The 21,587-nt window shown below is 68.9% G+C and carries 22 protein-coding genes and 2 pseudogenes; 12 read left to right on the top strand and 12 right to left on the bottom strand.

What is annotated here, in order from left to right; genetic code table 11:
- Nucleotides 1–18 precede the first annotated feature (18 nt).
- The 3 genes from ispF to carD are packed head-to-tail and all read right to left on the bottom strand — an operon-like array spanning nucleotide 19 to nucleotide 1,683.
- Nucleotides 19–486: a 2-C-methyl-D-erythritol 2,4-cyclodiphosphate synthase gene (gene ispF, locus NAM01S_RS26270; RefSeq protein WP_067790112.1), complete on the bottom strand. Its 468-nt coding sequence runs from the start codon at nucleotides 484–486 to the stop codon at nucleotides 19–21.
- A gap of 13 nt (nucleotides 487–499) precedes the next feature.
- On the bottom strand, nucleotides 500–1,192 hold the full coding sequence (ispD, locus tag NAM01S_RS26265) for a 2-C-methyl-D-erythritol 4-phosphate cytidylyltransferase (protein WP_084483316.1): 693 nt from the start codon (nucleotides 1,190–1,192) through the stop codon (nucleotides 500–502).
- 2 nt (nucleotides 1,193–1,194) lie between these two features.
- Entirely contained in the window at nucleotides 1,195–1,683 is a 489-nt protein-coding gene (gene carD, locus NAM01S_RS26260) for an RNA polymerase-binding transcription factor CarD (protein WP_011206964.1), read from the bottom strand.
- A 421-nt stretch (nucleotides 1,684–2,104) separates the two neighbouring features.
- Here carD and NAM01S_RS26255 point away from each other — a divergent pair, with 421 nt between their 5' ends.
- The 4 genes and pseudogenes from NAM01S_RS26255 to NAM01S_RS37535 all read left to right on the top strand — a co-directional run.
- Nucleotides 2,105–2,749 (top strand): copper chaperone PCu(A)C domain-containing protein, encoded by a 645-nt coding sequence (locus tag NAM01S_RS26255; RefSeq protein WP_067790054.1) that lies wholly within the window; start codon nucleotides 2,105–2,107, stop codon nucleotides 2,747–2,749.
- A 101-nt stretch (nucleotides 2,750–2,850) separates the two neighbouring features.
- Nucleotides 2,851–4,251, top strand: coding sequence for a DNA repair protein RadA (radA, locus tag NAM01S_RS26250; RefSeq protein ID WP_067790050.1), 1,401 nt, complete (start codon nucleotides 2,851–2,853; stop codon nucleotides 4,249–4,251).
- A 62-nt stretch (nucleotides 4,252–4,313) separates the two neighbouring features.
- Nucleotides 4,314–5,039: pseudogene (gene disA / locus NAM01S_RS26245) on the top strand (DNA integrity scanning diadenylate cyclase DisA); the annotation flags it as partial.
- 447 nt (nucleotides 5,040–5,486) lie between these two features.
- Nucleotides 5,487–5,828, top strand: a pseudogene (locus NAM01S_RS37535) (DNA integrity scanning diadenylate cyclase DisA); the annotation flags it as partial.
- A gap of 6 nt (nucleotides 5,829–5,834) precedes the next feature.
- On the opposite strand, the gene NAM01S_RS26240 reads toward NAM01S_RS37535, so the two are convergent.
- Both NAM01S_RS26240 and NAM01S_RS26235 read right to left on the bottom strand, forming a co-directional pair.
- On the bottom strand, nucleotides 5,835–6,497 hold the full coding sequence (locus tag NAM01S_RS26240) for a DUF7974 family protein (RefSeq protein WP_067790046.1): 663 nt from the start codon (nucleotides 6,495–6,497) through the stop codon (nucleotides 5,835–5,837).
- Between the two features lie 124 nt (nucleotides 6,498–6,621).
- Entirely contained in the window at nucleotides 6,622–7,245 is a 624-nt protein-coding gene (locus NAM01S_RS26235) for a carbonic anhydrase (protein WP_067790109.1), read from the bottom strand.
- A 99-nt stretch (nucleotides 7,246–7,344) separates the two neighbouring features.
- On the opposite strand from NAM01S_RS26235, the gene NAM01S_RS26230 reads away from it, so the two are divergent.
- The gene (locus tag NAM01S_RS26230) at nucleotides 7,345–8,271 is read left to right on the top strand and encodes an HhH-GPD family protein (protein ID WP_067790044.1); all 927 of its coding nucleotides are present in this window, start codon (nucleotides 7,345–7,347) and stop codon (nucleotides 8,269–8,271) included.
- A gap of 160 nt (nucleotides 8,272–8,431) precedes the next feature.
- On the opposite strand, the gene NAM01S_RS26225 is transcribed toward NAM01S_RS26230, so the two are convergent.
- Nucleotides 8,432–9,175: an alpha/beta fold hydrolase gene (locus NAM01S_RS26225; protein WP_067790042.1), complete on the bottom strand. Its 744-nt coding sequence runs from the start codon at nucleotides 9,173–9,175 to the stop codon at nucleotides 8,432–8,434.
- Nucleotides 9,176–9,246: 71 nt separating this feature from the next.
- Here NAM01S_RS26225 and mhuD point away from each other — a divergent pair, with 71 nt between their 5' ends.
- From mhuD to NAM01S_RS26205, 4 genes are all read left to right on the top strand, one after another.
- Nucleotides 9,247–9,564 carry a mycobilin-forming heme oxygenase MhuD gene (gene mhuD / locus NAM01S_RS26220; protein ID WP_067790039.1) on the top strand — a complete coding sequence of 106 codons (318 nt, stop codon included), beginning with the start codon at nucleotides 9,247–9,249 and terminating at the stop codon, nucleotides 9,562–9,564.
- Nucleotides 9,565–9,865: 301 nt separating this feature from the next.
- The gene (locus tag NAM01S_RS26215; protein WP_067790036.1) at nucleotides 9,866–10,060 is read left to right on the top strand and encodes a CbtB domain-containing protein; all 195 of its coding nucleotides are present in this window, start codon (nucleotides 9,866–9,868) and stop codon (nucleotides 10,058–10,060) included.
- The gene (locus NAM01S_RS26210; protein WP_084483315.1) at nucleotides 10,051–10,872 is read left to right on the top strand and encodes a CbtA family protein; all 822 of its coding nucleotides are present in this window, start codon (nucleotides 10,051–10,053) and stop codon (nucleotides 10,870–10,872) included. Before NAM01S_RS26215 ends, NAM01S_RS26210 begins: the two co-directional genes overlap by 10 nt.
- A 95-nt stretch (nucleotides 10,873–10,967) precedes the next feature.
- Nucleotides 10,968–11,369: a hypothetical protein gene (locus NAM01S_RS26205; protein ID WP_157107913.1), complete on the top strand. Its 402-nt coding sequence runs from the start codon at nucleotides 10,968–10,970 to the stop codon at nucleotides 11,367–11,369.
- Between the two features lie 47 nt (nucleotides 11,370–11,416).
- On the opposite strand, the gene NAM01S_RS26200 is transcribed toward NAM01S_RS26205, so the two are convergent.
- The 4 genes from NAM01S_RS26200 to NAM01S_RS26185 all read right to left on the bottom strand — a co-directional run bounded on the left by NAM01S_RS26200 (nucleotide 11,417) and on the right by NAM01S_RS26185 (nucleotide 13,480).
- Nucleotides 11,417–11,857 carry an OsmC family peroxiredoxin gene (locus NAM01S_RS26200; RefSeq protein ID WP_067790105.1) on the bottom strand — a complete coding sequence of 147 codons (441 nt, stop codon included), beginning with the start codon at nucleotides 11,855–11,857 and terminating at the stop codon, nucleotides 11,417–11,419.
- 90 nt (nucleotides 11,858–11,947) lie between these two features.
- Nucleotides 11,948–12,403, bottom strand: coding sequence for an SRPBCC family protein (locus NAM01S_RS26195; RefSeq protein ID WP_067790032.1), 456 nt, complete (start codon nucleotides 12,401–12,403; stop codon nucleotides 11,948–11,950).
- 61 nt (nucleotides 12,404–12,464) lie between these two features.
- Nucleotides 12,465–12,785 carry a DMT family transporter gene (locus NAM01S_RS26190; protein ID WP_067790030.1) on the bottom strand — a complete coding sequence of 107 codons (321 nt, stop codon included), beginning with the start codon at nucleotides 12,783–12,785 and terminating at the stop codon, nucleotides 12,465–12,467.
- Between the two features lie 47 nt (nucleotides 12,786–12,832).
- A complete protein-coding gene (locus NAM01S_RS26185; RefSeq protein ID WP_067790028.1) occupies nucleotides 12,833–13,480 on the bottom strand; it encodes an FMN-dependent NADH-azoreductase in 648 nt (215 codons plus the stop codon).
- A gap of 329 nt (nucleotides 13,481–13,809) precedes the next feature.
- On the opposite strand from NAM01S_RS26185, the gene NAM01S_RS26180 reads away from it, so the two are divergent.
- Nucleotides 13,810–14,415 carry a TetR/AcrR family transcriptional regulator gene (locus NAM01S_RS26180; RefSeq protein ID WP_067790025.1) on the top strand — a complete coding sequence of 202 codons (606 nt, stop codon included), beginning with the start codon at nucleotides 13,810–13,812 and terminating at the stop codon, nucleotides 14,413–14,415.
- A 588-nt stretch (nucleotides 14,416–15,003) separates the two neighbouring features.
- Nucleotides 15,004–17,685, top strand: a complete 2,682-nt coding sequence (locus tag NAM01S_RS36775; RefSeq protein ID WP_255284336.1) for a histidine kinase — start codon at nucleotides 15,004–15,006, stop codon at nucleotides 17,683–17,685.
- On the opposite strand, the gene NAM01S_RS26170 is transcribed toward NAM01S_RS36775, so the two are convergent.
- Nucleotides 17,682–17,903, bottom strand: coding sequence for a hypothetical protein (locus NAM01S_RS26170; protein ID WP_067790022.1), 222 nt, complete (start codon nucleotides 17,901–17,903; stop codon nucleotides 17,682–17,684). The genes NAM01S_RS36775 and NAM01S_RS26170 overlap by 4 nt on opposite strands.
- 400 nt (nucleotides 17,904–18,303) lie before the next feature.
- Between NAM01S_RS26170 and NAM01S_RS26165 the strand changes: the two genes are divergently transcribed.
- Nucleotides 18,304–18,765: a YfbM family protein gene (locus NAM01S_RS26165; protein WP_067790019.1), complete on the top strand. Its 462-nt coding sequence runs from the start codon at nucleotides 18,304–18,306 to the stop codon at nucleotides 18,763–18,765.
- An 89-nt stretch (nucleotides 18,766–18,854) separates the two neighbouring features.
- Here NAM01S_RS26165 and NAM01S_RS26160 read toward each other — a convergent pair whose 3' ends face one another.
- The gene (locus NAM01S_RS26160) at nucleotides 18,855–21,413 is read right to left on the bottom strand and encodes an ATP-dependent Clp protease ATP-binding subunit (RefSeq protein WP_067790016.1); all 2,559 of its coding nucleotides are present in this window, start codon (nucleotides 21,411–21,413) and stop codon (nucleotides 18,855–18,857) included.
- Nucleotides 21,414–21,587 lie beyond the last annotated feature (174 nt).

The raw sequence follows: 21,587 nt of genomic DNA, 5'->3' as shown, positions 1-21,587 counted from the left end.
GCGCAGACCGGGATTCGCTCAGCCGCGGGCTTGCAGCAACGCGGTGGCGATCGACGCGACACCTTCCCCGCGACCCGTGAGTCCCAGTCCGTCAGTGGTCGTTCCCGACACCGAGACCGGCGCTCCCAGCAGCTCGCCGAGCACCTTCTGCGCCTCCGCGCGGCGCGGTCCGATCTTGGGCCGATTGCCGATGACCTGCACCGCGGCGTTGACGATGTCGAAGCCCGCCTCGTCGAGCAACCTGCGGACCTCGGTCAGCATGGCGGCGCCCGAGACGTCCTTCCACTCGGGGCGGCCGGTGCCGAACACCGCGCCGACATCGCCGAGCCCGGCCGCCGAGAGCAGCGCGTCGCACAGTGCGTGCGCGGCCACGTCGCCGTCGGAGTGGCCGGAGCAGCCGTCGTCACCGTCGAACAGCAGACCCGCCATCCAGCACGGACGACCGGGTTCGATGGGGTGCACGTCGCTGCCGATACCAACTCGCATGGTCACGACGTTCTCATACGCTCCGCGCCGCGTTGCACACCGTCCCGGCGAGCATCAGGTCGAGCGGAGTGGTGATCTTGAAGGCCATCGGGTCGCCGGGAATGGTGTGCACCTCGGCGCCGAGCCGCTCGACGAGTCCGGCGTCGTCGGTGGCGAGCACGTTCGTCTCGTAGGCGGCGCGCAGTAGGTCGGCCGCGAAACCTTGCGGCGTCTGGATCGCGCGAAGGGCCGCGCGGTCGGGGGTTCCGGTCACCACGCCGTCCTGGTCGACGGTTTTGACGGTGTCGACCACCGGGAGGGCGGGCACGACCGCGCGACGACCCGCCCGCAACTCGTCCGCGACCCGGGCGATCAACGCGGGCGGGGTGAGCGCGCGGGCGGCGTCGTGCACCAGGTAATAGCCCGCGTCCGGCGCGGCGGCGATACCGGCACGCACCGAATCGGTGCGTTCGGCCCCGCCGACGACCACGCGCACGGCGTCCGAGGGCGGCAGCAGGGCGACTGCGCTCTCGACCAGTTCGACGGGGACCATCACGATGATGCGGTCGACCGCCCCGGAGGCCAGCAGGCCGTCCACGGCGAGCCGGACCATGGGTGTGCCGCCGACCGCGACGAACGCCTTGGGCATGTTCTCACCCAAACGAACACCGCGACCGGCGGCAGGAACCAAGGCAACGACAGGACTGTCGCTGTCAGAGTTGTTCACGGTCAGGAAGCCGCTGCGAGGACCTCGTCGAGCAGCGTCTCGGCCTTGCCGTCGTCGGTACCCTCGGCGAGCGCGAGTTCACCGACCAGGATCTGGCGAGCCTTGGCCAGCATGCGCTTCTCGCCTGCGGACAGCCCACGATCCTGCTCCCGACGCCACAGGTCGCGGACGACCTCGGCAACCTTGTTCACATCGCCGGAGGCGAGCTTCTCCAGGTTGGCCTTGTAGCGGCGAGACCAGTTGGTCGGCTCCTCGGTGTGCGGCGCGCGCAACACCTGAAAGACCCGGTCGAGACCCTCCTGGCCCACGACGTCGCGCACGCCGACGTATTCGGCGTTTTCCGCGGGTACGCGAACGGTCAGATCGCCTTGGGCGACCTTCAGGACCAGATACTCTTTTTGCTCACCCTTGATGGTGCGAGTCTCGATTGCTTCGATCAGCGCCGCTCCGTGGTGGGGGTAAACGACGGTGTCTCCGACCTTAAAAATCATGTGTCCCGTGCCCCTTTCGATGTTCACAGTTTAACATGCGACTCGGTAACGGCGCGATCAACTGTGCAGGTCAGGGCCACAACGAGCGGACCGAGGGGGTTGACAGAACCCGTGCGGTGTGCATTACGTTGTGCCAGAACGAGTTATCCACCTGCGCCGACTCGCCCCTGTCCCGCGAGGCGCCCCGGCACTCGGCCCGCAACCGCACCCCCGGGCCACCGAACCGTTATGCAACGGATGCCGACCGACGGCGGTGTCGCGGAGCGGACACCCCGGCCCGACCGACGGGTCCCCGGTGTCGACTACTACGCTGCCTAGTTACTACTCTCCGTAGCGGAGTGATCCCGGTCGACATGGAGGACAACCCGTGACTGCCCTGAATGCTGTGACCGCCTCGTCGGGGGCGCGGAAGCCACGTCTCATGGTGACTGTTGCCGCACTCGCCGCGGGCGCCGCGCTCGCGCTGACCGGCTGCAGCGCGGGGCAGGTCTCCCAGACCGCGAACCAGGCTCCGGCCATCAACGGCAACAACGCCGAGGTCGAGGACATCTCGCTGCGCAACGTGCACATCGTGTACCCGTCCGAGGGCTACACCAATGCGCAGGGCGGCAAGGCGCTGATCGCGCTGTCCATCGTGAACAACAGCGAGACCGTCACCGACGAGCTCACCAGCGTCACCACCGACCTCGGTCAGGTGAAGATCACCCCGCCGTCGGGCGCGTCGTCGGTGAAGCTCGCGCCGCAGCAGACCGTCGTCGTTGCGGCCTCCGAGCAGGGCGGCCAGGGCTCGGCCGACTCGCACGGCGACGACCACGGCTCGGACAGCCACGGCTCGCAGCCGACCAAGCAGCAGGCCGCAGACCCCGAGGCCAAGCCGGCCACCATCGAGATCACCGGCCTCACCAAGGACATCACCCCCGGTCTGACCTACACCGTCTCGTTCAACTTCAAGGAGAACGGCACCGTGCAGGTGCAGGTGCCGGTCGACGCGGGCACCGAGGCCGAGCGCCATCAGTCCGACAAGTCGGGCCCGGCCGCCGGTGGCGGTCACGGCGGCGGCCACTGAGGGTTCCGCCCCCAGCGGACCGAGAACGAAGGCTGTCGCACACGGTGCGGCAGCCTTTTCCCTATCCGGGTTCTGTCGGGCCCGGTACGTAAGGTGCGCGTGTGGCAAAGAACAAGCCGATCTTCCGGTGCTCCGCCTGCTCGCACGAGGTCGCGAAGTGGGTGGGCAAGTGCCCGGACTGCGGGGCGTGGGGCACGGTCGACGAGGTAGCCGTCTCGGCCGCGTCGGCCGCCGCTCCCGGTAGGCGCGCGATGCTGCCGAGCACCGCGGCGGCCCCGATCTCCTCGATCGATTCGCAGGTCACCAAGGCAAGGCCGACCGGTGTCGGCGAGCTGGACCGGGTGCTCGGCGGCGGGGTGGTCGCCGGGTCGGTGGTGCTGCTCTCCGGCGAGCCGGGCGTCGGCAAGTCGACGCTGCTGCTCGAGGTCGCGCACCGGTGGGCAAAGCAGCGCGACGAGAAGGCGCTCTATGTGACCGCGGAGGAGTCCGCGGGTCAGGTCCGGCTGCGCGCGGATCGCACCGGCGCGGTGCACGAGCGGGTGTACCTGGCGGCGGAGTCGGATCTGTCGATCGTGCTCGGGCATGTCGAACAGGTGCGGCCGACGCTGCTCGTCGTCGACTCGGTGCAGACCATGCTCGCGCCGGACGTGGACGGCGTGATCGGCGGCGTCACCCAGGTGCGCGCGGTGACGGCGGCGCTCACCTCGCTGGCCAAGGCGAGCGGGATCGCGGTGCTGCTGGTCGGCCACGTCACCAAGGACGGCAACGTGGCGGGCCCGCGCACCCTCGAACACCTGGTCGACGTGGTGTTGCAGTTCGAGGGCGACAAGAACTCCGCGCTGCGCATGGTGCGCGGCATCAAGAACCGGTTCGGCAGCGCCGACGAGGTGGGCTGTTTCGAGCTGCACGAGGAAGGCATCGCGGGCGTCGACGACCCGTCCGGGCTTTTCCTGCACCACCGCACCGATTCGGTGCCGGGGACCGCGGTGACCGTCGCGATGGACGGCAAGCGTCCGCTGGTCGGCGAGGTGCAGGGCCTGACGGTGAAGACCGAGATTCCCGCGCCGCGCCGTGCGGTCAGCGGGCTCGACTACAACCGGGTCGCCATGGTGCTCGCGGTGTTGCAGAGCCGCGGCCGGGTCTTCCTCGGCAAGCACGACGTCTACGCGGCGACGGTCGGCGGCATGCGGCTCGTCGAGCCCGCCGCCGACCTGGCCATCGCGCTCGCCATCGCCAGCGCCGAATCCGACACCGCGCTGCCGCCTGGCTGGGTGATACTCGGCGAGGTCGGCCTTGCCGGCGAGGTGCGGAAGGTGACCGGCGTGGCACGTAGGCTGGCCGAAGCACAGCGGCTCGGCTTCACCACCGCGCTGGTGCCGCCGGGGCTGGAACGAATGAAGGGCGGGGGCATGAAGATTCACGAGGTGACCGACGTCGGCTCCGCGCTGCGGATCAGCGGCCTGCGCGCGCGGCGGGCGGCGCGGAACGAGGCGGCCGAGTGATACCAGGGCGGTGGGCGGCGTATCTGCTCGGCAGACCGGCCCCCGTCGCGCCATGTCCCCCGATCCCGACGACGACCACGCGGAACCGGCTGCCCGAGATCGTCACCCGGCTGGCTCCCGGCACGCCGCTGCGGGACGGCTTGGAACGCATCCAGCGCGGCCGCACCGGCGGCCTGATCGTGCTCGGCCACGACGCGGACGTCGAGCGAATCTGCGACGGCGGATTCGAGCTGGACGTCGACTTCGCGCCGACCCGGCTGCGCGAGCTGTCGAAGATGGACGGCGCGGTGGTGCTCTCCACCGACGGCGCCCGCATCCTGCGCGCCAACGTGCACCTGGTCCCCGATCCGAACCTGCCGAGCGCGGAATCCGGCACCAGACACCGTGCCGCCGAAAGAACCGCCGCCCAGACCGGCTACCCGGTGATCGCGGTGAGCAAGTCGATGCGCACGATGACGCTGTACTTCGGTGAGGTCCGCCACCTCATCGAGCCGTCGGCCACCATCCTGGCCAGGGCGAACCAGGCGCTCGGCACGTTGGAGCGCTACAAGGCGCGGCTGGACCAGGTGTGCGAGCAGCTTTCGGAGAGCGAGATCGAGGACGTCGTCACCCTGCGCGACGCGCTGTCGGCGGCCCAGCGCCTTGAACTGGTGCGGCGGCTGGCCAAGGAGATCGAGCAGAGCGTGCTGGAGCTCGGCGCCGACGGTCGCCAGCTCGCGCTGCAACTGGAGGATCTGGTCGGCGACAGCGCTTGGCTGCGCGAGTTGCTCGTCCGCGACTACCTCGCCTGCGAGCCGGTCATGTCGGGGGCGGGGGCGGGTGTGCCTGCTGATGGTTTGGTTCTCCGCAGAAGTACCCCGCAACGGGAGAACACGGTTTGCTCGTGCGCCGGCCACCGACATGTGGCGGGGGCGGGTGTGCCTGCTCATGGTTCGGTTCTCCGCACCAGTACCCAGCAACCGGAGAACACGGCCTGCTCGTGCGCCGACCGCCGACATGTGTACGTGTCGGAGGTGGCGGGGGCGGGTGTGCCTGCTGATGGCTCGGTTCTCCACACAAGTACCCCGCAACGGGAGAACACGGTTTGCTCGTGCACCTGCCGCCGACATGTGTATGTCTCAGAGGTGGCGGGGACGGGTGTGCCTGCTGATGGCTCGGTTCCCCACACAAGTACCCCGCAACGGGAGAACACAGACTGCTCGTGCGCCGACCGCCGACATGTGTACGTGTCGGAGGTAGAGCGGGCGATGGCGGGGCTGGACATGCTCAGCGACGACGAACTGCTGGATCTCACCAATTTGGCCGCGCCGCTTGGCTATCCGAGCACCATCGAGGCGCTGGACCTGCCGATGCGGCCGCGCGGCTACCGGGTGCTCACCCGGATACCCCGGCTGCGCTTCACCCACATCGAATCGCTGGTCGACTCGTTCGGCTCGCTACAAGGGCTTTTGGTCGCGACAGCGGGCGATCTACAGGCCGTCGACGGGATCGGGGTGCCGAGGGCGCGGCAGATCCGCGACGGGCTGACCCGCCTCGCCGAAGCGGGCGCGGACAACCCGTTCGAGCGGGAACGATGAAGCGGCTCAGGCGATATTGAACGGCTCGGCCGCGCTGCGCACCGAACCGAGTTGCGCGACAACGGAATACGCCCCCGGCGGGACCGGGACGCGCTCGCCCGCGCAATTCGGCTGGGATGTCGAGCCGGACCAGGTGACCTGGAATGCGGCCTGTTCACCGCGATTCAGATTGCGCACGTCGGGCTGACCGTCCGGATAGCAGTCGGTGCTCGACCACAGCTTGCGGCTGCCGTCGAGGGTGTAGACCGAGATCTGCTGCAACCCGGAGCCGACGTCGCGGGCGCAGGTCACCGAGGAGATGTTGGTGATGACGATGCCGAACACCGGCTGCTCGCCCGCCTTGTAGGTGGGCTGTTCGACGGTCACCTTCACCGCGAGCGACTGATCGGGGCACTGACCGGCCGCCACCGGAGCCGGACTGGCCGCGGGTGTCACCGATGGTTTGGGAGCGTCCGCGCTCGGCGAGGACTTCGGCGTATCACCCGACTTCTTCACCGACGAGGTCGAACTCGTCGCGGCCGCCTTGACGTCACCGGGCGAGCCGCCACCGCGCACGGCCATCACCACCAGCCAAATCACCAGCGCGAGCGCAACGACCAGGATTCCGATGGCGAAAACGCGACGACGCCAGTAGATCTCCGGAGGCAGCGGTCCAGTCGGTTCCAGCACGATTCAAACTTACGGGCAGCACCGGGCGCGGTGTCTCAGGACCTCGGCGTGTCGGACTGGACGACGCCGTAGTGCCGGGTGCGACGCACCCGGCACGCTGGGGAAACTCCGCTCCGCGAACGGGTCAGGCGACCTCGCCGATGTTGCCGACGGCACTGTGCAGTTTCATCTGGCCCTCGGCCAGCTTGTAGGTGACACAGGCGATGGCGAGCTCGCCCGCCTTCACCCGCTCGGCGATGATCGACGAACGCTCCATGAGCAGCTTGCTGGTCTCGACCACGTGCCTTGCCTCGAGCTCGTCCACGTCGGACAGGCCCTCGCGTCGGCCGATCAGGATGGACGGCGACACCTTCTCCACGACGCTGCGGATGAACCCGCCGGGGACCTCGCCGCCGTCGAGCGCGTCGACGGTGGCCTTCACCGCGCCGCAGCTGTCGTGTCCGAGCACCACGATGAGCGGCACGTTCAACACGTGCACGCCGTATTCGATCGAACCGAGCACCGAGCTGTCCACCACGTGGCCCGCGGTACGCACGACGAACATGTCGCCGAGACCCTGGTCGAAGATCAACTCCGCGGCCACGCGCGAGTCGCCGCAACCGAAGAGGATGGCCGAAGGATGCTGACCGCCGACGAGCTTGGCCCGGTCGGCTGCGCCCTGGTTAGGATGCAGAAGCGTGCCGTTGACGAAACGCTCGTTGCCCTCGCGGAGAGATTTCCAGGCGCTGATCGGGTTTGAATCAGACATACCGACCATTGTGCACAAGGTATTCGCTACCGGCGAGTCAGGTTCGTTACGGGTCGGCAAATATCGACTGGCCGCCGGGTGGCGGGGACGGTGAGGGTAATGCGTAGCGGCACAGGTCGGATCACCCCGACCCTGCAACAGATCGGCGATCGCGGCATCGACGCCGACGTGTTGCTGGACTGGTACGCCGAGACCGCCCGCGACCTGCCGTGGCGACGCCCCGGCGTGACCGCGTGGCAGATCCTGATGAGCGAGATCATGCTCCAGCAGACACCCGTGGTGCGGGTGGAGCCGATCTGGCTGGAGTGGGTGGCGCGCTGGCCGGTGCCCTCGGCGATGGCCGCGTCCTCCCAAGCCGAAGTGCTGCGCGCGTGGGGCAAGCTCGGCTATCCGCGGCGCGCGCTGCGGCTGCACGAGTGCGCGCGGGTGCTGGCCGAGGAACACGGCGACGAGGTCCCCGCCGACGTGGACGTGCTGCTCGGGCTGCCCGGCATCGGCGCCTACACCGCGCGGGCGGTCGCCTGCTTCGCCTACGGCCAGCGCGTGCCGGTGGTGGACACGAATGTGCGCCGGGTCGTCGCGCGCGCCGTGCACGGCCGCGCCGAAGCGGGCAACCCGGCCGCGCGCGACCTCGCCGAGACCGAGGCGCTGCTGCCCGCGAAAATCGACCGCGCGGCAAGGTTTTCCGCCGCGCTGATGGAACTCGGCGCGACGGTCTGCACCGCGCGCACGCCCGACTGCGCGCGCTGCCCGCTGCCGACCTGCGCCTGGGTGACCGCCGGTCGTCCGGTGTCGGAGGTGGTGCGCCGGACCCAGAAGTACGAGGGCACCGACCGCCAGGCCCGCGGCCGCCTGCTCGATGTGTTGCGCGCCGCGACCGGGCCGGTGGAACGGGTGCGGCTCGACCTGGCCTGGACCCGCGATCCAGGCCAGCGGGACCGGGCGCTGGATTCCCTGCTGATCGACGGGCTGATCGAGCAGACGGCCGATGGATTGTTCGCGCTCGCGGGCGAGGGCGATCGTTAGTCGGTCGCCCGGAGCGACCCCACTGAAGGTGACCTCCACCGGCCCGAACCGACCGAATGCCACCTTCTGTCGATCTCACTCGCGCCCGTAGCCGCCGACGGAAGGTGACATTTGGTCCGTCCGGTGGGTGGGGGTCACCTTCGGTCTGGCCGAACTTCGCCTAGTCCAAAACCCCGCGCAGGAATCGCTCGACCTCGGCGCGGTAGCGCTCGGGCTGGTCGTCGTGCACCAAGTGCCCAGCGTCCGGGATCAGCACGTACTCCGCGTTCGCGTTCGTCTCGGCCATTTCGCGCATCTGCCCGGCCGGGGTGATGGTGTGCTCGCCCTCGATCAGCAGCACCGGGACGCGCACGGCCCGCCACTGCTCCCAGAAATGGCGGGTGCCCCACTCCTCGGAGATGTCGCGGAAGGTCGCGACCGAGCCGTGCAGCCGGTAGCCGTCCGGGCCGTGCTCGAAGGAGTTCAAGAAGTAGCGACCGGCGACCGGGCCGAAGTACTCGAGCACCGAGTCGGCGTCCGGGAAGGGTTGCGGCCACGCCTCGATCATGGCCGCCCAGTCCGCGGCGGTACGTCCGGTGAAGTCGGGGGCGATGTCCTCCACCACCAGCGCGCGCACCCGCTCCGGATAGTGCGCGGCGAACACCCAGCCGTGCAGCGCGCCCATGGAATGGCCGATCACGACCATCGGCTCGGTGAGGTGCGCGGTGGCCTCGGCGAGGTCGGCGACGAAGGCCTCGGTGGTCAGTTCGGGCGGGGCAGGGCGGCCGTGGCCCGCGGCGTCGTAGGTGTAGACGTGCCCGTGCGCCCGCAGCCAGTCCAGCTGGTCGCCCCAGGTGCGCGCGCTGCCCATCAAACCGTGCAGCAGCAGGATCGGCACGCCTGCTCCGCCTTCGTCGTACCACATCGGGTCGATTGTGCCCCCGTGCTCGTCCGGGCGCGCGGTCGCCCGCGAACGGGCGACGTATTGTCGAGTTCATGGCTGTCGTGAAGATCAACGCGATCGAGGTTCCCGAAGGCGCAGGACCCGAGCTGGAGAAGCGGTTCGCGCACCGCGCGCACGCGGTGGAGAACTCGCCAGGCTTCCTCGGCTTCCAGCTGCTGCGTCCGGTCGCGGGCGAGAACCGCTACTTCGTGGTGACCCAGTGGGATTCCGAGGAATCCTTCGCCGCGTGGCGGGACGGTCCGGCCCGGGCCGCGCACGCGGGCAGCGGCGACAAGAAGCCGGTCTCGACCGGCGCTTCGCTGCTCGAGTTCGAGGTCGTCATGGACGTCGCGGCCAAGCCCGCGTCCTGAGTTCCGGCGGGTAACGACTCGCCCACACCGTGGTCAACAGGCGTCGACCGTGTTGACGACGGGCGCGCCGTGGTGTCACAGTTCGAGGTGACCAAGCGAGGGTGATGCGGTAATTCCGGTGTGATTCCGGAGCGGTCGCGCCACTGTGTTCCAAGCATCGAGTCCGTCTTCCGCCGAGTTGGCGGGGCAGGCAAGGTGCCGGAAAGCCAGACACCGGCACCCATCGCACCCATCTCACGGGACGCGAAAGCGCCCCGGCCGGGCCACAACCCGGCAGGGACGTATCCCTAGGAGGACTCGAATGGCCATCGCGCATTCACCGAGCCAGGCGACCGATTCGCTGGCGACCGTGCTCGTCACGGTAGGTGTCGTTCTGCTCGCACTGCTCACGCTGTACCTGGTCGGTTTCGATCAGGGCGCCATCTCGCGCAGCGGGATGTTCATGCACGAGCTGATGCATGACGGACGCCATCTGCTGGGTGTTCCGTGCCACTGAACCAACCCGTTCCGTCGGCCGCCGTCCCCTTGGCCGGATCCCTCAAAACCCTGCTGTTGCGCGGCCTGCTCGCCGGTCTGATCGCCGGTCTGCTTGCCGCCACGGTTGGCTATTTCGTGGGTGAACCCAAGGTCGACGCGGCGATCGCCATCGAAGAGGCGAACGCGGCCACCGAAGAGTCGCACCACGCGCCCGAAGAACCCGCCGCGGGTCACTCCCACGGCGACGAGGAAGAGCCGCTGGTCAGCAGGCCCGGACAGAAGTTCGGGCAGTTCTTGGCGCTCGGCCTCAGCGGTCTCGCCTTCGGCGCCATCTTCGCCTCGGTCGCGCATTTCGCGCGGCGCCACACCGCACTGTCCGGTCCGAAACTGGCGATCGGGCTCGGTGTCGCTGGCTGGGCCGCGATCGTCGCGGTGCCGTTCTTCAAGTACCCGGCGAACCCACCCGCGGTGGGCGACCCGGAGACCATCAACGATCGCACCCTGCTGTGGGTCGCCTCGGTGCTGCTCGGCCTCGCGGCCGTCGGCGCGGGGGTTTACGTGTACAAGCTGCTGCGCGGGCAGCTGGACACCGTCCGGCTTATCGCGGGCGTCGCGGCGTTCGTGCTGATCACCACGCTGGGCTACGTCCTGTTGCCCGGCGTCGACGAGGTCTCCGCCGACTTCCCGCCGAGCCTGCTGTGGCAGTTCCGTGTCGCGTCGCTCGCCGTCTCCGCCACGCTGTGGGCGGCGCTCGGCCTCGGCTTCGCGGCGCTCACCGAGTTCGCTGGGCGTAGCACCCAGGTACGGAGCGAGGTCGCTACTGCGGGGTGATCCGCGTTCAGAAGTTCAGGGGCAGTGTCGGTCTCATGACCGGCACTGCCCCTTCTGGTTCCGCTGTCGCTTCGCCGCGCTCCGTGAGGCTCGCGGTGACGGCTTTCGTCATCGCGCTGCTCGCCGGGGTCGGCGAGGCGCTGGCGCGCACGGCGATGACGCTCGAACGGTCCGACGCCGACGTGCCAGGGCTCGCCGTCGGCTTGGCCCTGCGCTTCGCGATCTACCTGTTCGTGTTGGCAGTGGTGATGCGGATGGCGCGCGGGGACCGTGTCGCACGGCTCGCGCTCGTGCTCGGGATCGGTGTGCTCGGCCTGGCCTCGTTGCTCGTCGAACCGGTGACGGCGCTGCTCTCGGGCGAGGCGGTGTCCGTCACCCCGAGCTCGCTCGGCCTCGGCATACTGCGCGCGATCCACGTGCTCGCCGTGTTCGTCGCGATCCCGGCCATGTACGCGCCCGACGCCCGTGCGTACTTCGCCCGTCGCGCGACCGCATGACTCCCCGCACCCCCCGCTCGACGCGAGGGGTGCGGGGAATCGAACGGTCACGCCAGCGCGGCGTCCAGGCTGATGGTGTCGACGCCCGCCAGCGCCTTGGAGACCGGGCAGCCCGCCTTGGCGGCCTCGGCGGCGGCGAGGAAGCCGTCGGCGTCCATGCCGGACACCCGGCCGCGGACGGTCAGCTTGATCGCGTTGATGCGGAAGCCGCCCGCCGGGTCGGGGCCGAGGGTGACGTCGGCGGTGACGTCAAGGCTTTCGGGGGTGGCGCCCGCGTTGCCGATCTGCGCCGAGAGCGCCATGGCGTAGCAGGAGGAGTGCGCGGCCGCGATCAGTTCCTCGGGGCTGGTTGTGCCGTCGGCTTCCTCCGCGGAACGCTTCGGGAACGACACGTCGTACTTGCCGACGCCCGAACTGGTCAGCTCCACCTGGCCGGAGCCGTCCTGCAGACCTCCGGTCCAAGCGGTGCGCGCGGTACGTGTTGGCATCATTGTCCTTTCACGAAGTGAGCCGAACTCGTGCAGGCTAGAACCTACCCGCACAGCCAAACCGTGGACACCGCTTCCGTGGGCGAGCCGTCAGCCGACCGCGCCGAGCTTCTGATCGAGCTGCTCGAGCACCTGCGGCCACGCGGCGCGGTGCCGGTCTCTGGCCGCCTCGCTCGCGAACCCCGAGTGGCGCAGGCGAAGCCGGATGCCGCGCGGCTGCTTGACGAACTGCACGCTCACCACCGTCTCGGCGCCCTCGGTGCCGCTCTCGCCGGTGACCCAGGTCAGCTCGACGAGACGCTCCGGCTCCAGTCGCAGGAAACGGCCGTAGTGCGGGTTGCGCTTGCCCTCGAACTCGGTCTCGAAGAAGAACGGTTCGTTCACCGCTGGCCTCATCCGCACCGAATCCGGGGCGGCGAACCAGATGTCGAACCCCCGTGTCCATGCGGCGTAGAGCAAGCTCGGCGGTGCTTTCATCACCCGCTCCACGGTGAGCTCGTGGGGCCGTGCGGACAGATCCGGGAGACGAACTGACTGGTCGACCATCACCGGACCATATACCCCGCGCCCAGAGCCCCCACAGCGTTTGCCCCGACGTGATCGGCGGTCACTCGGGATTGGTCACCCGGGCGAGCACGATGCCGCCGAGAACCAGCGCGAGCGCGAGCACTCGGCCCGCGCTGAACGGATCACGGTGCACCACGATGCCGAGGGCGATCGCGCCCACCGCGCCGATGCCGGTGAACACGGCGTAGGCGGTGCCGACGGGCAGCGTCTGCATGGCCCTGGACAGCAAATACACCGCGAGGCTGCCCAGGACGAAGCACACGAGGGTGGGTAGTGGGCGGGTGAAGTTCTCGGTGGGTTTGATGCTCTGCGACCAGACGATCTCGACGAGGCCCGCGAGACCTAGTACGAGCCAGTTCATTTCGGTGCTCCAGTCATTTAGGTACTCGCGTCATTTCGGCGCACGGTTCAGTACCGCGCCGCGAGGGAGCGGGCGGCTTCGATGGCCTTCGCGTACGAGTCGTCGTGTTCGGCTCGGCGGTCGGCCAGTGCCGGGTCCTGGCGCGAGTTGGCCAGTTCGGCGTGCACGAAAACCGTGTCGGTGACGGCGAAGTGGCCCGCGAAGAAGTCGCGCAGGTAGCGCTCCTGATAGTCGAAAGCCGCCTTGGGCGCGCCGGGCGAATAGCTGCCGCCGCGCGCGGAGACGACCACGAAACGGCGATGTCCCAACGACATTCGCGGAAGGGTGAGCTGGTCCAGCCAGGCCTTCAGCACGGCCGGAATCGAGTAGTTGTACATCGGGGTGCCGATCAGGATCACGTCGGCGGCAAGCACTTCGTCCAGCAGAGGGCGCAGGATCGTGAGCGCGGCGGCCTGCGCCGGAGTCGCCGCCAGTCCGTCGAGCTCTTCCGGGTCGAAGCCGCCGCGCGAGAGCACCGCGTCGCACAGCTCGGTCCACGCCTCGCCGATGAACGGCACGGGCCGCGCCGCCAGATCGCGGTAGAGGTACCCGCCGTCCGGATGCTCCACGCGCCAAGCGGTGGCGAACTCCGCGCTCAGTTCCCGGCTGATGGAACGCCGACGGGCGCTCGCGTCCAGGTGCAACAAAGTGCTCATGCCTGCACCTCGCTAACGCTCGGCTCCGGCATGCGCACGACGCGCTGGCACACGATTCGCTCACTGCTCTCGCTCATGCCTGCACCTCACTGACACTCGGCTCCGGCATGCGCACGACGCGCTGGCACACGATTCGCTCACTGCTTTCGCTCATGCCTGCGCCCCACCGACTCTCGACTCCAGCAAGTGCACCGCGCCTTGGCAACTGATTCGTTCACTGCGTTTCACGGTTCAGCCCTTTCGATCAAACGGACACATTGTCCGGTTTGACGCTAACAGGCAACCGGACGAACTGTCCACTTACTCCGAGCTCCGCTAGAGTCGCTGTCATGGACGCCCGTTCGGATCTGCTCACCGGCGCACCGCTCGATCAACCGAGCGAACGCGCGGACGCGGCACGCAACCGCGCCAAGGTCCTCACCGCGGCGGCGAAGCTCTTCGCCAGCCGCGATCCGCGCGCGGTCACCATGGACGACATCGCCAAGGCGGCGGGCGTCGGCCGCGGCACGCTGTATCGCCGCTACCCGGACACGAATTCGATCGCCGTCGCGCTCTTGGACGCGCACGAACGCGCCCTCCAAGAGCGCCTGCTGCACGGCGAACCACCCCTCGGCCCCGGCGCGTCCCCAGCCGACCGCCTGGCCGCCTTCTACGAGGCGATGGTCGAACTCCTCGACGACCACGCCCATCTGGTCCTCGGTGCGGAAACCGGCGGCGCCCGCTTCGCGACCGGTGCCTACGGATTCTGGTACGCCCACGTGCGTGCACTGCTGCTCGCCGCGGACGTGCGCGATCCGGACGCACTCGTCGACGCACTCCTGGCACCTTTGGCCGCGGAGGTCTACCTCGCACAACGCAAACGCGGCCTCACCCCACCCGCCATCACCCATGGCCTGACCCGAATCGCCCACACCCTCCTCAGCGAATCCCGCTAGCCACCACCCAATTCGCCGCTCCCACACACCGTTCACACGCCTCACACAGCCGGTGCCTATGTGAGGCGTCAACAACATCTGTGGCACCGCCAGCGCGGCACTTCGCCCACTCTGCGCACCTCCGCAATTGGCAGCGAGTAGGCGTGCCACGGCACGCACCGTTCACACGCCTCACACAGCCGGTGCCTATGCGAGGCGTCAACAGCCTCTGTGGCATCGCCAGCGCAGCACTCACACACCCTGCGCACCTCCGCAATTGGCAGCGAGTAGGCGTGCCAGCCACGGCACACACCGTTCACACGCCTCACACAGCCGATGCCTATGCGAGGCGTCGACAACCTCTGTGGCGTTGCCGAGGCGGCACTTCGCACACCTGGCGCACCTCCGCAATCGGCAGCTAGCAAGCGCCCGAGGCTAGCCACGGCACACACCGTTCACACGCCTCACACAGCCGATGCCTATGCGAGGCGTCAACAGCCTCTGTGGCATCGCCAGCACGGCACTTCGCGCACGGTGCAGCCGGACGAAGTCTGTCCAAAGTTTGCGCATGGCCGAAGCGAAGGCGAAGGTACGCCTTAGGCTGCAAGGGTGAGTGCGCCAGGCATAGCGAATCGTGGCTCGGTCGTATGGGACTGGGGCCTCGCGTTGATCGTCGCGGTAGTCCAGGTGGCCGGGGGTCGCGGCGCCAATTTGCACCAGACCGGCACGCAGTCGCTGGATGTGCTCGGCTATCTGCTGCTGATCGCGGGGCCGGTGGCGCTGGCGTTCCGGCGCGTTCAGCCGCTGCCGGTGCTGGTGATCGCGCTCGCCGCGTGCGGGATCTACCTGGCGCTCGGCTACGGGTACGGTCCGATCTTTGTCTCGCTGGTGATCGCCTTCCTCACCGCGGGAACGATCGGATCCCGTTGGTGGACATACCCACTCGTGCCGATCGGCTTCGTACTCTTCGTGTGGCCACTGCCCGCGTCGCTCGGTGAGTCGGTGAACGGCTGGCAGGTCTTCGGGATGCTGGCGTGGTCGGCCGTGCTCATCGGTGCGGCCGAAGGGTTGCGCCAGCGCCAAGCGACGTTGGAGGCCCGCAAGGAACGCGAGGAGGCCGCCCGTCGCGACGAGCAGGCGCAGCGGGAACGCCGCGCGACCGAGGAGCGGCTGGCCATCGCCAGGGAGCTGCACGACGTACTGGCCCACAGTCTTTCGCTGATCAACGTGCAGTCCTCGGTGGCGCTGGAGCTGTTCGACAAGCGGCCGCAGCAGGCAAGGACGGCGCTCGCCGCGATCAAGGCGGCGAGCAAGGAATCGCTGGCCGAGGTGCACTCCCTGCTCCAGACAATCCGCATGGGCGCGACGCTCGCGGACCCCGAAACCGCACCGGTGCAGCGTGATTCGACCGAGGCGCCGCGTCCCGCGCGCGGCCTGCGCGGTCTGCGGCGCGCGGCGCCGAGCCAGCGGAGGGTGTCCGGTACGGCGGAGCCGGGTAAGCAGCCGGAGGACCTGCGCGCCGCCGTCCGTGAGCCGCGCTCCGAATCCCGCCCGGCCGAGCCGCCGAAGAAGCAGGAGGCGCCACGTCCGCCCGCGCCGAGCATCGGGGATCTGGACGCGCTGCTGCGGCGGCCACGTGAGGCCGGGCTGACCGTCGAGACCCGCGTCATCGGCGAACCGCAGACGTTGCCCAGCGAAATCGACGCCGTCGCGGCCCAGATCGTTCAGGAATCCCTGACCAACGTGGTGCGCCACGCGCCGGGCGCGAGCGCCACGGTCACCGTCCGCTACGCGGTCGGCTCCGTCGACCTCACCATCGACAACGCCCGCCCCACCGCCCCCGCGCTCCGATCCGGCTCCGGCGGCCGCAACGGGATCATCGGGATGCGCGAGCGGGCGCACGCCCTCGGCGGAGCGCTGACCGCGGGCCCGCGACCCAGCGGTGGATTCCGCGTCGCGGCCCGGCTACCGAGCCAGACCGTTCCTGTGCCCGCGCGCCCCGCACCCCGCACCGCCGAAGTCGCGGCCAGTAGCGGCGACGGCGTAGCGGAAAAGGTCCGCGCCGAGCCGGACAATACGGCAGAGCCGCTGGGCCGCAACGGGTCCGAGAGTGCGTCCTCCGACAACGCGGACGCCGCGCGCGGCGATCGCAAGGGCCGCAACGACACCGCCCCAGGATCCCCCGGCAGCGCAGACGCCGCTGGTGCACGCGACAGCTCGCCGAACATGTACGGCAGCACCGGATCGAGGTCCAGAGGCAGCGAGGACACCGCGCCGGGCGACCGCAAGAGCCGCAACGACACCGCCCCAAGATCCCCCGGCAGCGCAGACACCGCTGGTGCACCCGACAGCTCGCCGAACATGTACGGCAGCACCGGATCGAGATCCAGAGGCAGCGAGGACACCGCGCCGGGCGACCGCAAGAGCCGCAACGGGTCCGATGGCGCGTCCTCCGACAACTCGGCGACCCCGCGCGACGATCGCAAGGGCCGCAACGGCACCGCCCCGGAACGCGGCAGCACAGCCGCCAGTGCACTCGACGGCTCCGCACCCACATCCCCTGGCGACGCAGGCGCCGCGACAACGAACCCGAACGCCCACGGCGGCAACGGGTCGTCGACCACAGGCAGCGAGGACACCACGCCGGAAGACCGCCAGACCCGCGACGGCACCGCCTCCGCATCTACAGGCGGCCTAGACACCGCCGCACGCGACAGCTCCACGCATGCTTCACTCGGCGCCTACGGCACCCCGGAAACCAGCCCGGACAACCGTGGCGCCACCGCACCCAACACCGGCAGCACTGACGCCGCGCGCGGTGAGCGCAAGGGAGACAACGACCCCGCCCCACAATCCACCGGCGGCACGGACGCCGCCGGTGCACCCGACAGCTCCGCACCCACCGTCCCTGGCGACACAGGCGCCGCGACAACGAACCCGAACGCCCACGGCGGCAACGGGTCATCGACCACAGGCAGCGGGGACACCACGCCGGAAGACCGCCAGACCCGCAACGGCACCGCCTCCGCATCTACAGGCGGGCTAGACACCGCCGACGCACGCGGCAGCTCCGCGCATGCTTCTCTCGGCGCCTACGACACCCCGGCAACCAGCCAGGACAACCGCAGCGCCACCGCGCCCAACACTCGCAGCTCGGACGCCGCGCGCGGCGATTGCAAGGGCCACAACAGCACCGCCCCAGCGTCCACGGGCAAACCAAATGCCGCTAGCGCGCGCGACAGCTCCGCGCCCACATCCCCTGGCGACGCGGGCACCGTAGCGGCGAACTAGAACGCCCGCGGCGGCACCACGACCCACACCGGCGACTCGGCCACCGGGGCCTGCGATCGCAACGGCCACAACACCACCGCCGAAACGTGCGTCGGCAGCCCGAATTCCGCTGGTGCACCAGGTAATTCCGCGACCGAAGCCGCCCGCTGCTCAGGCGCCGCGACAACGAACCCGAACGCCCTCGGCGACATCACGTCCGAGACCGGAGACTCGTCCACCGGGCGATCACGACGGCCACAACACCACCGCCGAAACGTGCGTCGGCAGCCCTAATCCGGCAGGTGCACCAGGTAATTCCGCGACCGAAGCCGCCCGCTGCTCAGGCGCCGCGACAACGAACCCGAACGCCCACGGCGACATCACGTCCGAGACCGGGGACTCGGCCGCCGGGACCGGCGATCACGACGGCCACGACAGCAGCGCTTCACCATTCACCGGCAGCCCGGATGCCGCCGGTGCGCACGGCAGCTCCGCGCCCGCATCCCCTGCCTGATCGGCACTTCGGCCGGACGGGCAAAGCTGTCGGTCGACCCGACTACATTCCGACTCGATTGGCAATACAGACAGTCGGATCGGAATGCGGCACAGCGCCCGTATTCCGAGGGAGTGGGGAAAACAATGGGCGTGATTCTGTCGTTCACCAAGGTCACGGCGGAACGATTGGGCGAGTTGGTCGCCGCGAGAGCGGAAGCGGGCGACGAGGTTTGGGATATCGAGCGGGCGAAGGGGGATCCCAGCGGCTACCTCGACAAGGCGTGGGACGGACTGCGCTATCTGCTCGAAGCGGCCGAGTCCAGGGTAAACCTGTTCTACGACGGCGATCTCATCGTCGACGAGTACTACGCGTGGTCGCCGGATCTCGTCCGCTCGACGGCCGAGCGGCTGCGTGCGACACCGTTCACCGCGCTCGCCGCCCACTACGACCCCGCCGCCATGGACGAGGCGAACGTCTATCCGGGCATCTGGACGAGGGACGGCGACGAAGGACTCGGCTACCTGCGCTACCACTACGACGTCCTCGTCACGTTCTTCCGCGACGCGGCGAAGACCGGCTCCGCGGCGATCATGCACTTCGGCTGAGCACAAACGCCGAAGCACGTACCCGAAACACGTACGAAAAAGGCCCGCCCCCAACGGATTTCCGTTGGGGGCGGGCCTTTCGTTGCGGCTTACTCGCCGGACGCGGCCTCCGTGGTGGAGCCCTCGCCCGCGCCGGTCAGCACGACCTCGGGCTTCTCCTCGACGGGCGTCTTGGTCAGCTTCGCCTTGCCGGTGAAGGTGAACTTGGCGTCCTCGCCGGAGCCCTCGCCGTCCCAGCCCTCGACGTCCACGGCAATGGTCTGGCCTGGGCCGATCTCGCCGAAGAGGATCTTCTCCGACAGCTGGTCCTCGATCTCGCGCTGGATGGTGCGGCGCAGCGGCCGGGCACCGAGCACGGGGTCGAAGCCACGCTTGGCGAGCAGGTTCTTGGCGTTCTCGGTGAGCTCGATCGCCATGTCCTTGTTCTTCAGCTGCGTGGCGACGCGGTTGATCATCAGGTCCACCATCTCGACGATCTGCGCGTTGGTGAGCTGGTGGAAGACGATCACGTCGTCGATGCGGTTGAGGAACTCGGGCCGGAAGTGCTTCTTCAGCTCGTCGTTGACCTTGAGCTTCATCCGCTCGTAGTTCGAGCCCTCGTTGTTGGACTGCGAGAAGCCCAGACCGACGGCCTTCGAGATATCCGAGGTGCCGAGGTTCGAGGTGAAGATCAGCACCGTGTTCTTGAAGTCCACGGTCCGGCCCTGGCCGTCGGTCAGGCGGCCGTCCTCGAGGACCTGCAACAGGGTGTTGTAGATCTCCTGGTGGGCCTTCTCGATCTCGTCGAACAGCACGACCGAGAACGGCTTGCGGCGCACCTTCTCGGTGAGCTGGCCGCCCTCCTCGTAGCCGACGTAGCCCGGAGGGGCACCGAAGAGCCGCGAGGCGGTGAAGCGGTCGTGGAACTCGCCCATGTCGATCTGGATGAGCGCGTCGTCGTCGCCGAACAGGAAGTTCGCCAGCGCCTTGGACAGCTCGGTCTTACCGACACCGGACGGGCCGGCGAAGATGAACGAGCCGGACGGACGCTTCGGGTCCTTCAGGCCGGCGCGGGTGCGGCGGATCGCCTTGGAGACGGCCTTGACCGCGTCCTCCTGGCCGATGATCCGCTTGTGCAGCTCGTCCTCCATGCGGAGCAGACGGGTGGTCTCCTCCTCGGTGAGCTTGAACACCGGGATACCGGTCCAGTTGGCCAGCACCTCCGCGATCTGCTCGTCGTCGACCTCGGCCACGACGTCCAGATCACCGGATCGCCACTGCTTCTCCCGCTCGGCGCGCTTGGCGACGAGCTGCTTCTCCTTGTCGCGCAGTCGCGCGGCCTTCTCGAAGTCCTGCGCGTCGATCGCGGACTCCTTCTCCCGGCGCGCGTCGGCGATCTTGTCGTCGAATTCGCGCAGGTCCGGCGGAGCCGTCATGCGACGGATGCGCATGCGCGCGCCCGCCTCGTCGATCAGGTCGATCGCCTTGTCCGGCAGGAACCGGTCGTTGATGTAGCGGTCGGCCAGCGTCGCGGCGGCGACCAGCGCGCCGTCGGTGATGGACACCCGGTGGTGCGCCTCGTAGCGGTCGCGCAGACCCTTGAGGATGTTGATGGTGTGCTCGACGGTCGGCTCGCCCACCTGGACCGGCTGGAAACGGCGCTCCAGGGCGGCGTCCTTCTCGATGTACTTGCGGTACTCGTCGAGGGTGGTCGCGCCGATGGTCTGCAGCTCGCCGCGGGCCAGCTTCGGCTTCAGGATCGAGGCCGCATCGATGGCGCCCTCGGCCGCGCCCGCACCGACCAGCGTGTGCAGCTCGTCGATGAACAGGATGATGTCGCCGCGGGTGTTGATCTCCTTGAGCACCTTCTTCAGGCGCTCTTCGAAGTCACCGCGGTAGCGGCTGCCCGCGACCAGCGAACCGAGGTCGAGGGTGTAGAGCTGCTTGTCCTTCAGCGTCTCGGGAACCTCGCCGTTGACGATGGCCTGCGCAAGACCCTCGACGACAGCGGTCTTGCCGACGCCGGGCTCGCCGATCAGCACCGGGTTGTTCTTGGTGCGGCGGCTGAGCACCTGCATGACGCGCTCGATCTCCTTCGAGCGGCCGATGACCGGGTCGAGCTTGCCCTCGAGCGCAGCCTGGGTCAGGTTGCGACCGAACTGGTCGAGCACCAGCGAGGTGGACGGGGTCCCGGCCTCGCCGCGGGCGCCGGACTCCACCGGCTCCTTGCCCTGGTACCCGGAAAGCAGCTGGATGACCTGCTGGCGGACCCGGTTGAGGTCGGCGCCGAGCTTGACGAGCACCTGCGCCGCAACGCCCTCGCCTTCGCGAATGAGGCCGAGCAGGATGTGCTCGGTGCCGATGTAGTTGTGGCCGAGCTGCAGCGCCTCGCGCAGGCTCAGCTCAAGCACCTTCTTGGCGCGCGGGGTGAACGGGATGTGGCCGGACGGGGCCTGCTGACCCTGGCCGATGATCTCCTCCACCTGGCTGCGCACACCCTCCAGCGAAATGCCAAGGGACTCCAGCGACTTCGCCGCGACTCCCTCGCCCTCGTGAATGAGGCCAAGCAGGATGTGCTCGGTGCCGATGTAGTTGTGGTTGAGCATCCGGGCCTCTTCCTGGGCCAGGACAACGACACGCCTCGCGCGGTCGGTGAACCTCTCGAACATCGCTCCCTCACTCTCCTGCTCAGACCTTCATAGGCGTCCGACGCTTCAGTGCTGTGGTCAACCTTCGGTCGTCAGCCTGCCATGAAGCCCGGGGGTTGCGGCCCCCGCCTCCACTCTAGTTGGCGGGGGTCCGGGCCGCCTCCAGTCCACCCTATTGGGGACCAGCGACAGCAC

This window comes from Nocardia amikacinitolerans NBRC 108937, from assembly GCF_001612615.1.
Taxonomy (GTDB): Bacteria; Actinomycetota; Actinomycetes; order Mycobacteriales; family Mycobacteriaceae; genus Nocardia; species Nocardia amikacinitolerans.
This window is presented reverse-complemented; position numbering and strand designations above follow the sequence as displayed.

Bases quoted from the DNA above. Each gene is read 5' to 3' on its own strand.
- NAM01S_RS26230 (WP_067790044.1), top strand. From the start codon at position 7,345: ATGCGTAGCGGCACAGGTCGGATCACCCCGACCCTGCAACAGATCGGC.
- NAM01S_RS26235 (WP_067790109.1), bottom strand. From the start codon at position 7,245: ATGTCTGATTCAAACCCGATCAGCGCCTGGAAATCTCTCCGCGAGGGC.
- mhuD (WP_067790039.1), top strand. From the start codon at position 9,247: ATGGCTGTCGTGAAGATCAACGCGATCGAGGTTCCCGAAGGCGCAGGA.
- ispF (WP_067790112.1), bottom strand. From the start codon at position 486: ATGCGAGTTGGTATCGGCAGCGACGTGCACCCCATCGAACCCGGTCGT.
- NAM01S_RS26165 (WP_067790019.1), top strand. From the start codon at position 18,304: ATGGGCGTGATTCTGTCGTTCACCAAGGTCACGGCGGAACGATTGGGC.
- NAM01S_RS26195 (WP_067790032.1), bottom strand. From the start codon at position 12,403: ATGGTCGACCAGTCAGTTCGTCTCCCGGATCTGTCCGCACGGCCCCAC.
- NAM01S_RS26255 (WP_067790054.1), top strand. From the start codon at position 2,105: ATGGTGACTGTTGCCGCACTCGCCGCGGGCGCCGCGCTCGCGCTGACC.
- NAM01S_RS26180 (WP_067790025.1), top strand. From the start codon at position 13,810: ATGGACGCCCGTTCGGATCTGCTCACCGGCGCACCGCTCGATCAACCG.
- NAM01S_RS26225 (WP_067790042.1), bottom strand. From the start codon at position 9,175: ATGTGGTACGACGAAGGCGGAGCAGGCGTGCCGATCCTGCTGCTGCAC.
- NAM01S_RS26200 (WP_067790105.1), bottom strand. From the start codon at position 11,857: ATGCCAACACGTACCGCGCGCACCGCTTGGACCGGAGGTCTGCAGGAC.
- NAM01S_RS26190 (WP_067790030.1), bottom strand. From the start codon at position 12,785: ATGAACTGGCTCGTACTAGGTCTCGCGGGCCTCGTCGAGATCGTCTGG.
- NAM01S_RS26160 (WP_067790016.1), bottom strand. From the start codon at position 21,413: ATGTTCGAGAGGTTCACCGACCGCGCGAGGCGTGTCGTTGTCCTGGCC.
- NAM01S_RS26185 (WP_067790028.1), bottom strand. From the start codon at position 13,480: ATGAGCACTTTGTTGCACCTGGACGCGAGCGCCCGTCGGCGTTCCATC.
- NAM01S_RS26215 (WP_067790036.1), top strand. From the start codon at position 9,866: ATGGCCATCGCGCATTCACCGAGCCAGGCGACCGATTCGCTGGCGACC.
- carD (WP_011206964.1), bottom strand. From the start codon at position 1,683: ATGATTTTTAAGGTCGGAGACACCGTCGTTTACCCCCACCACGGAGCG.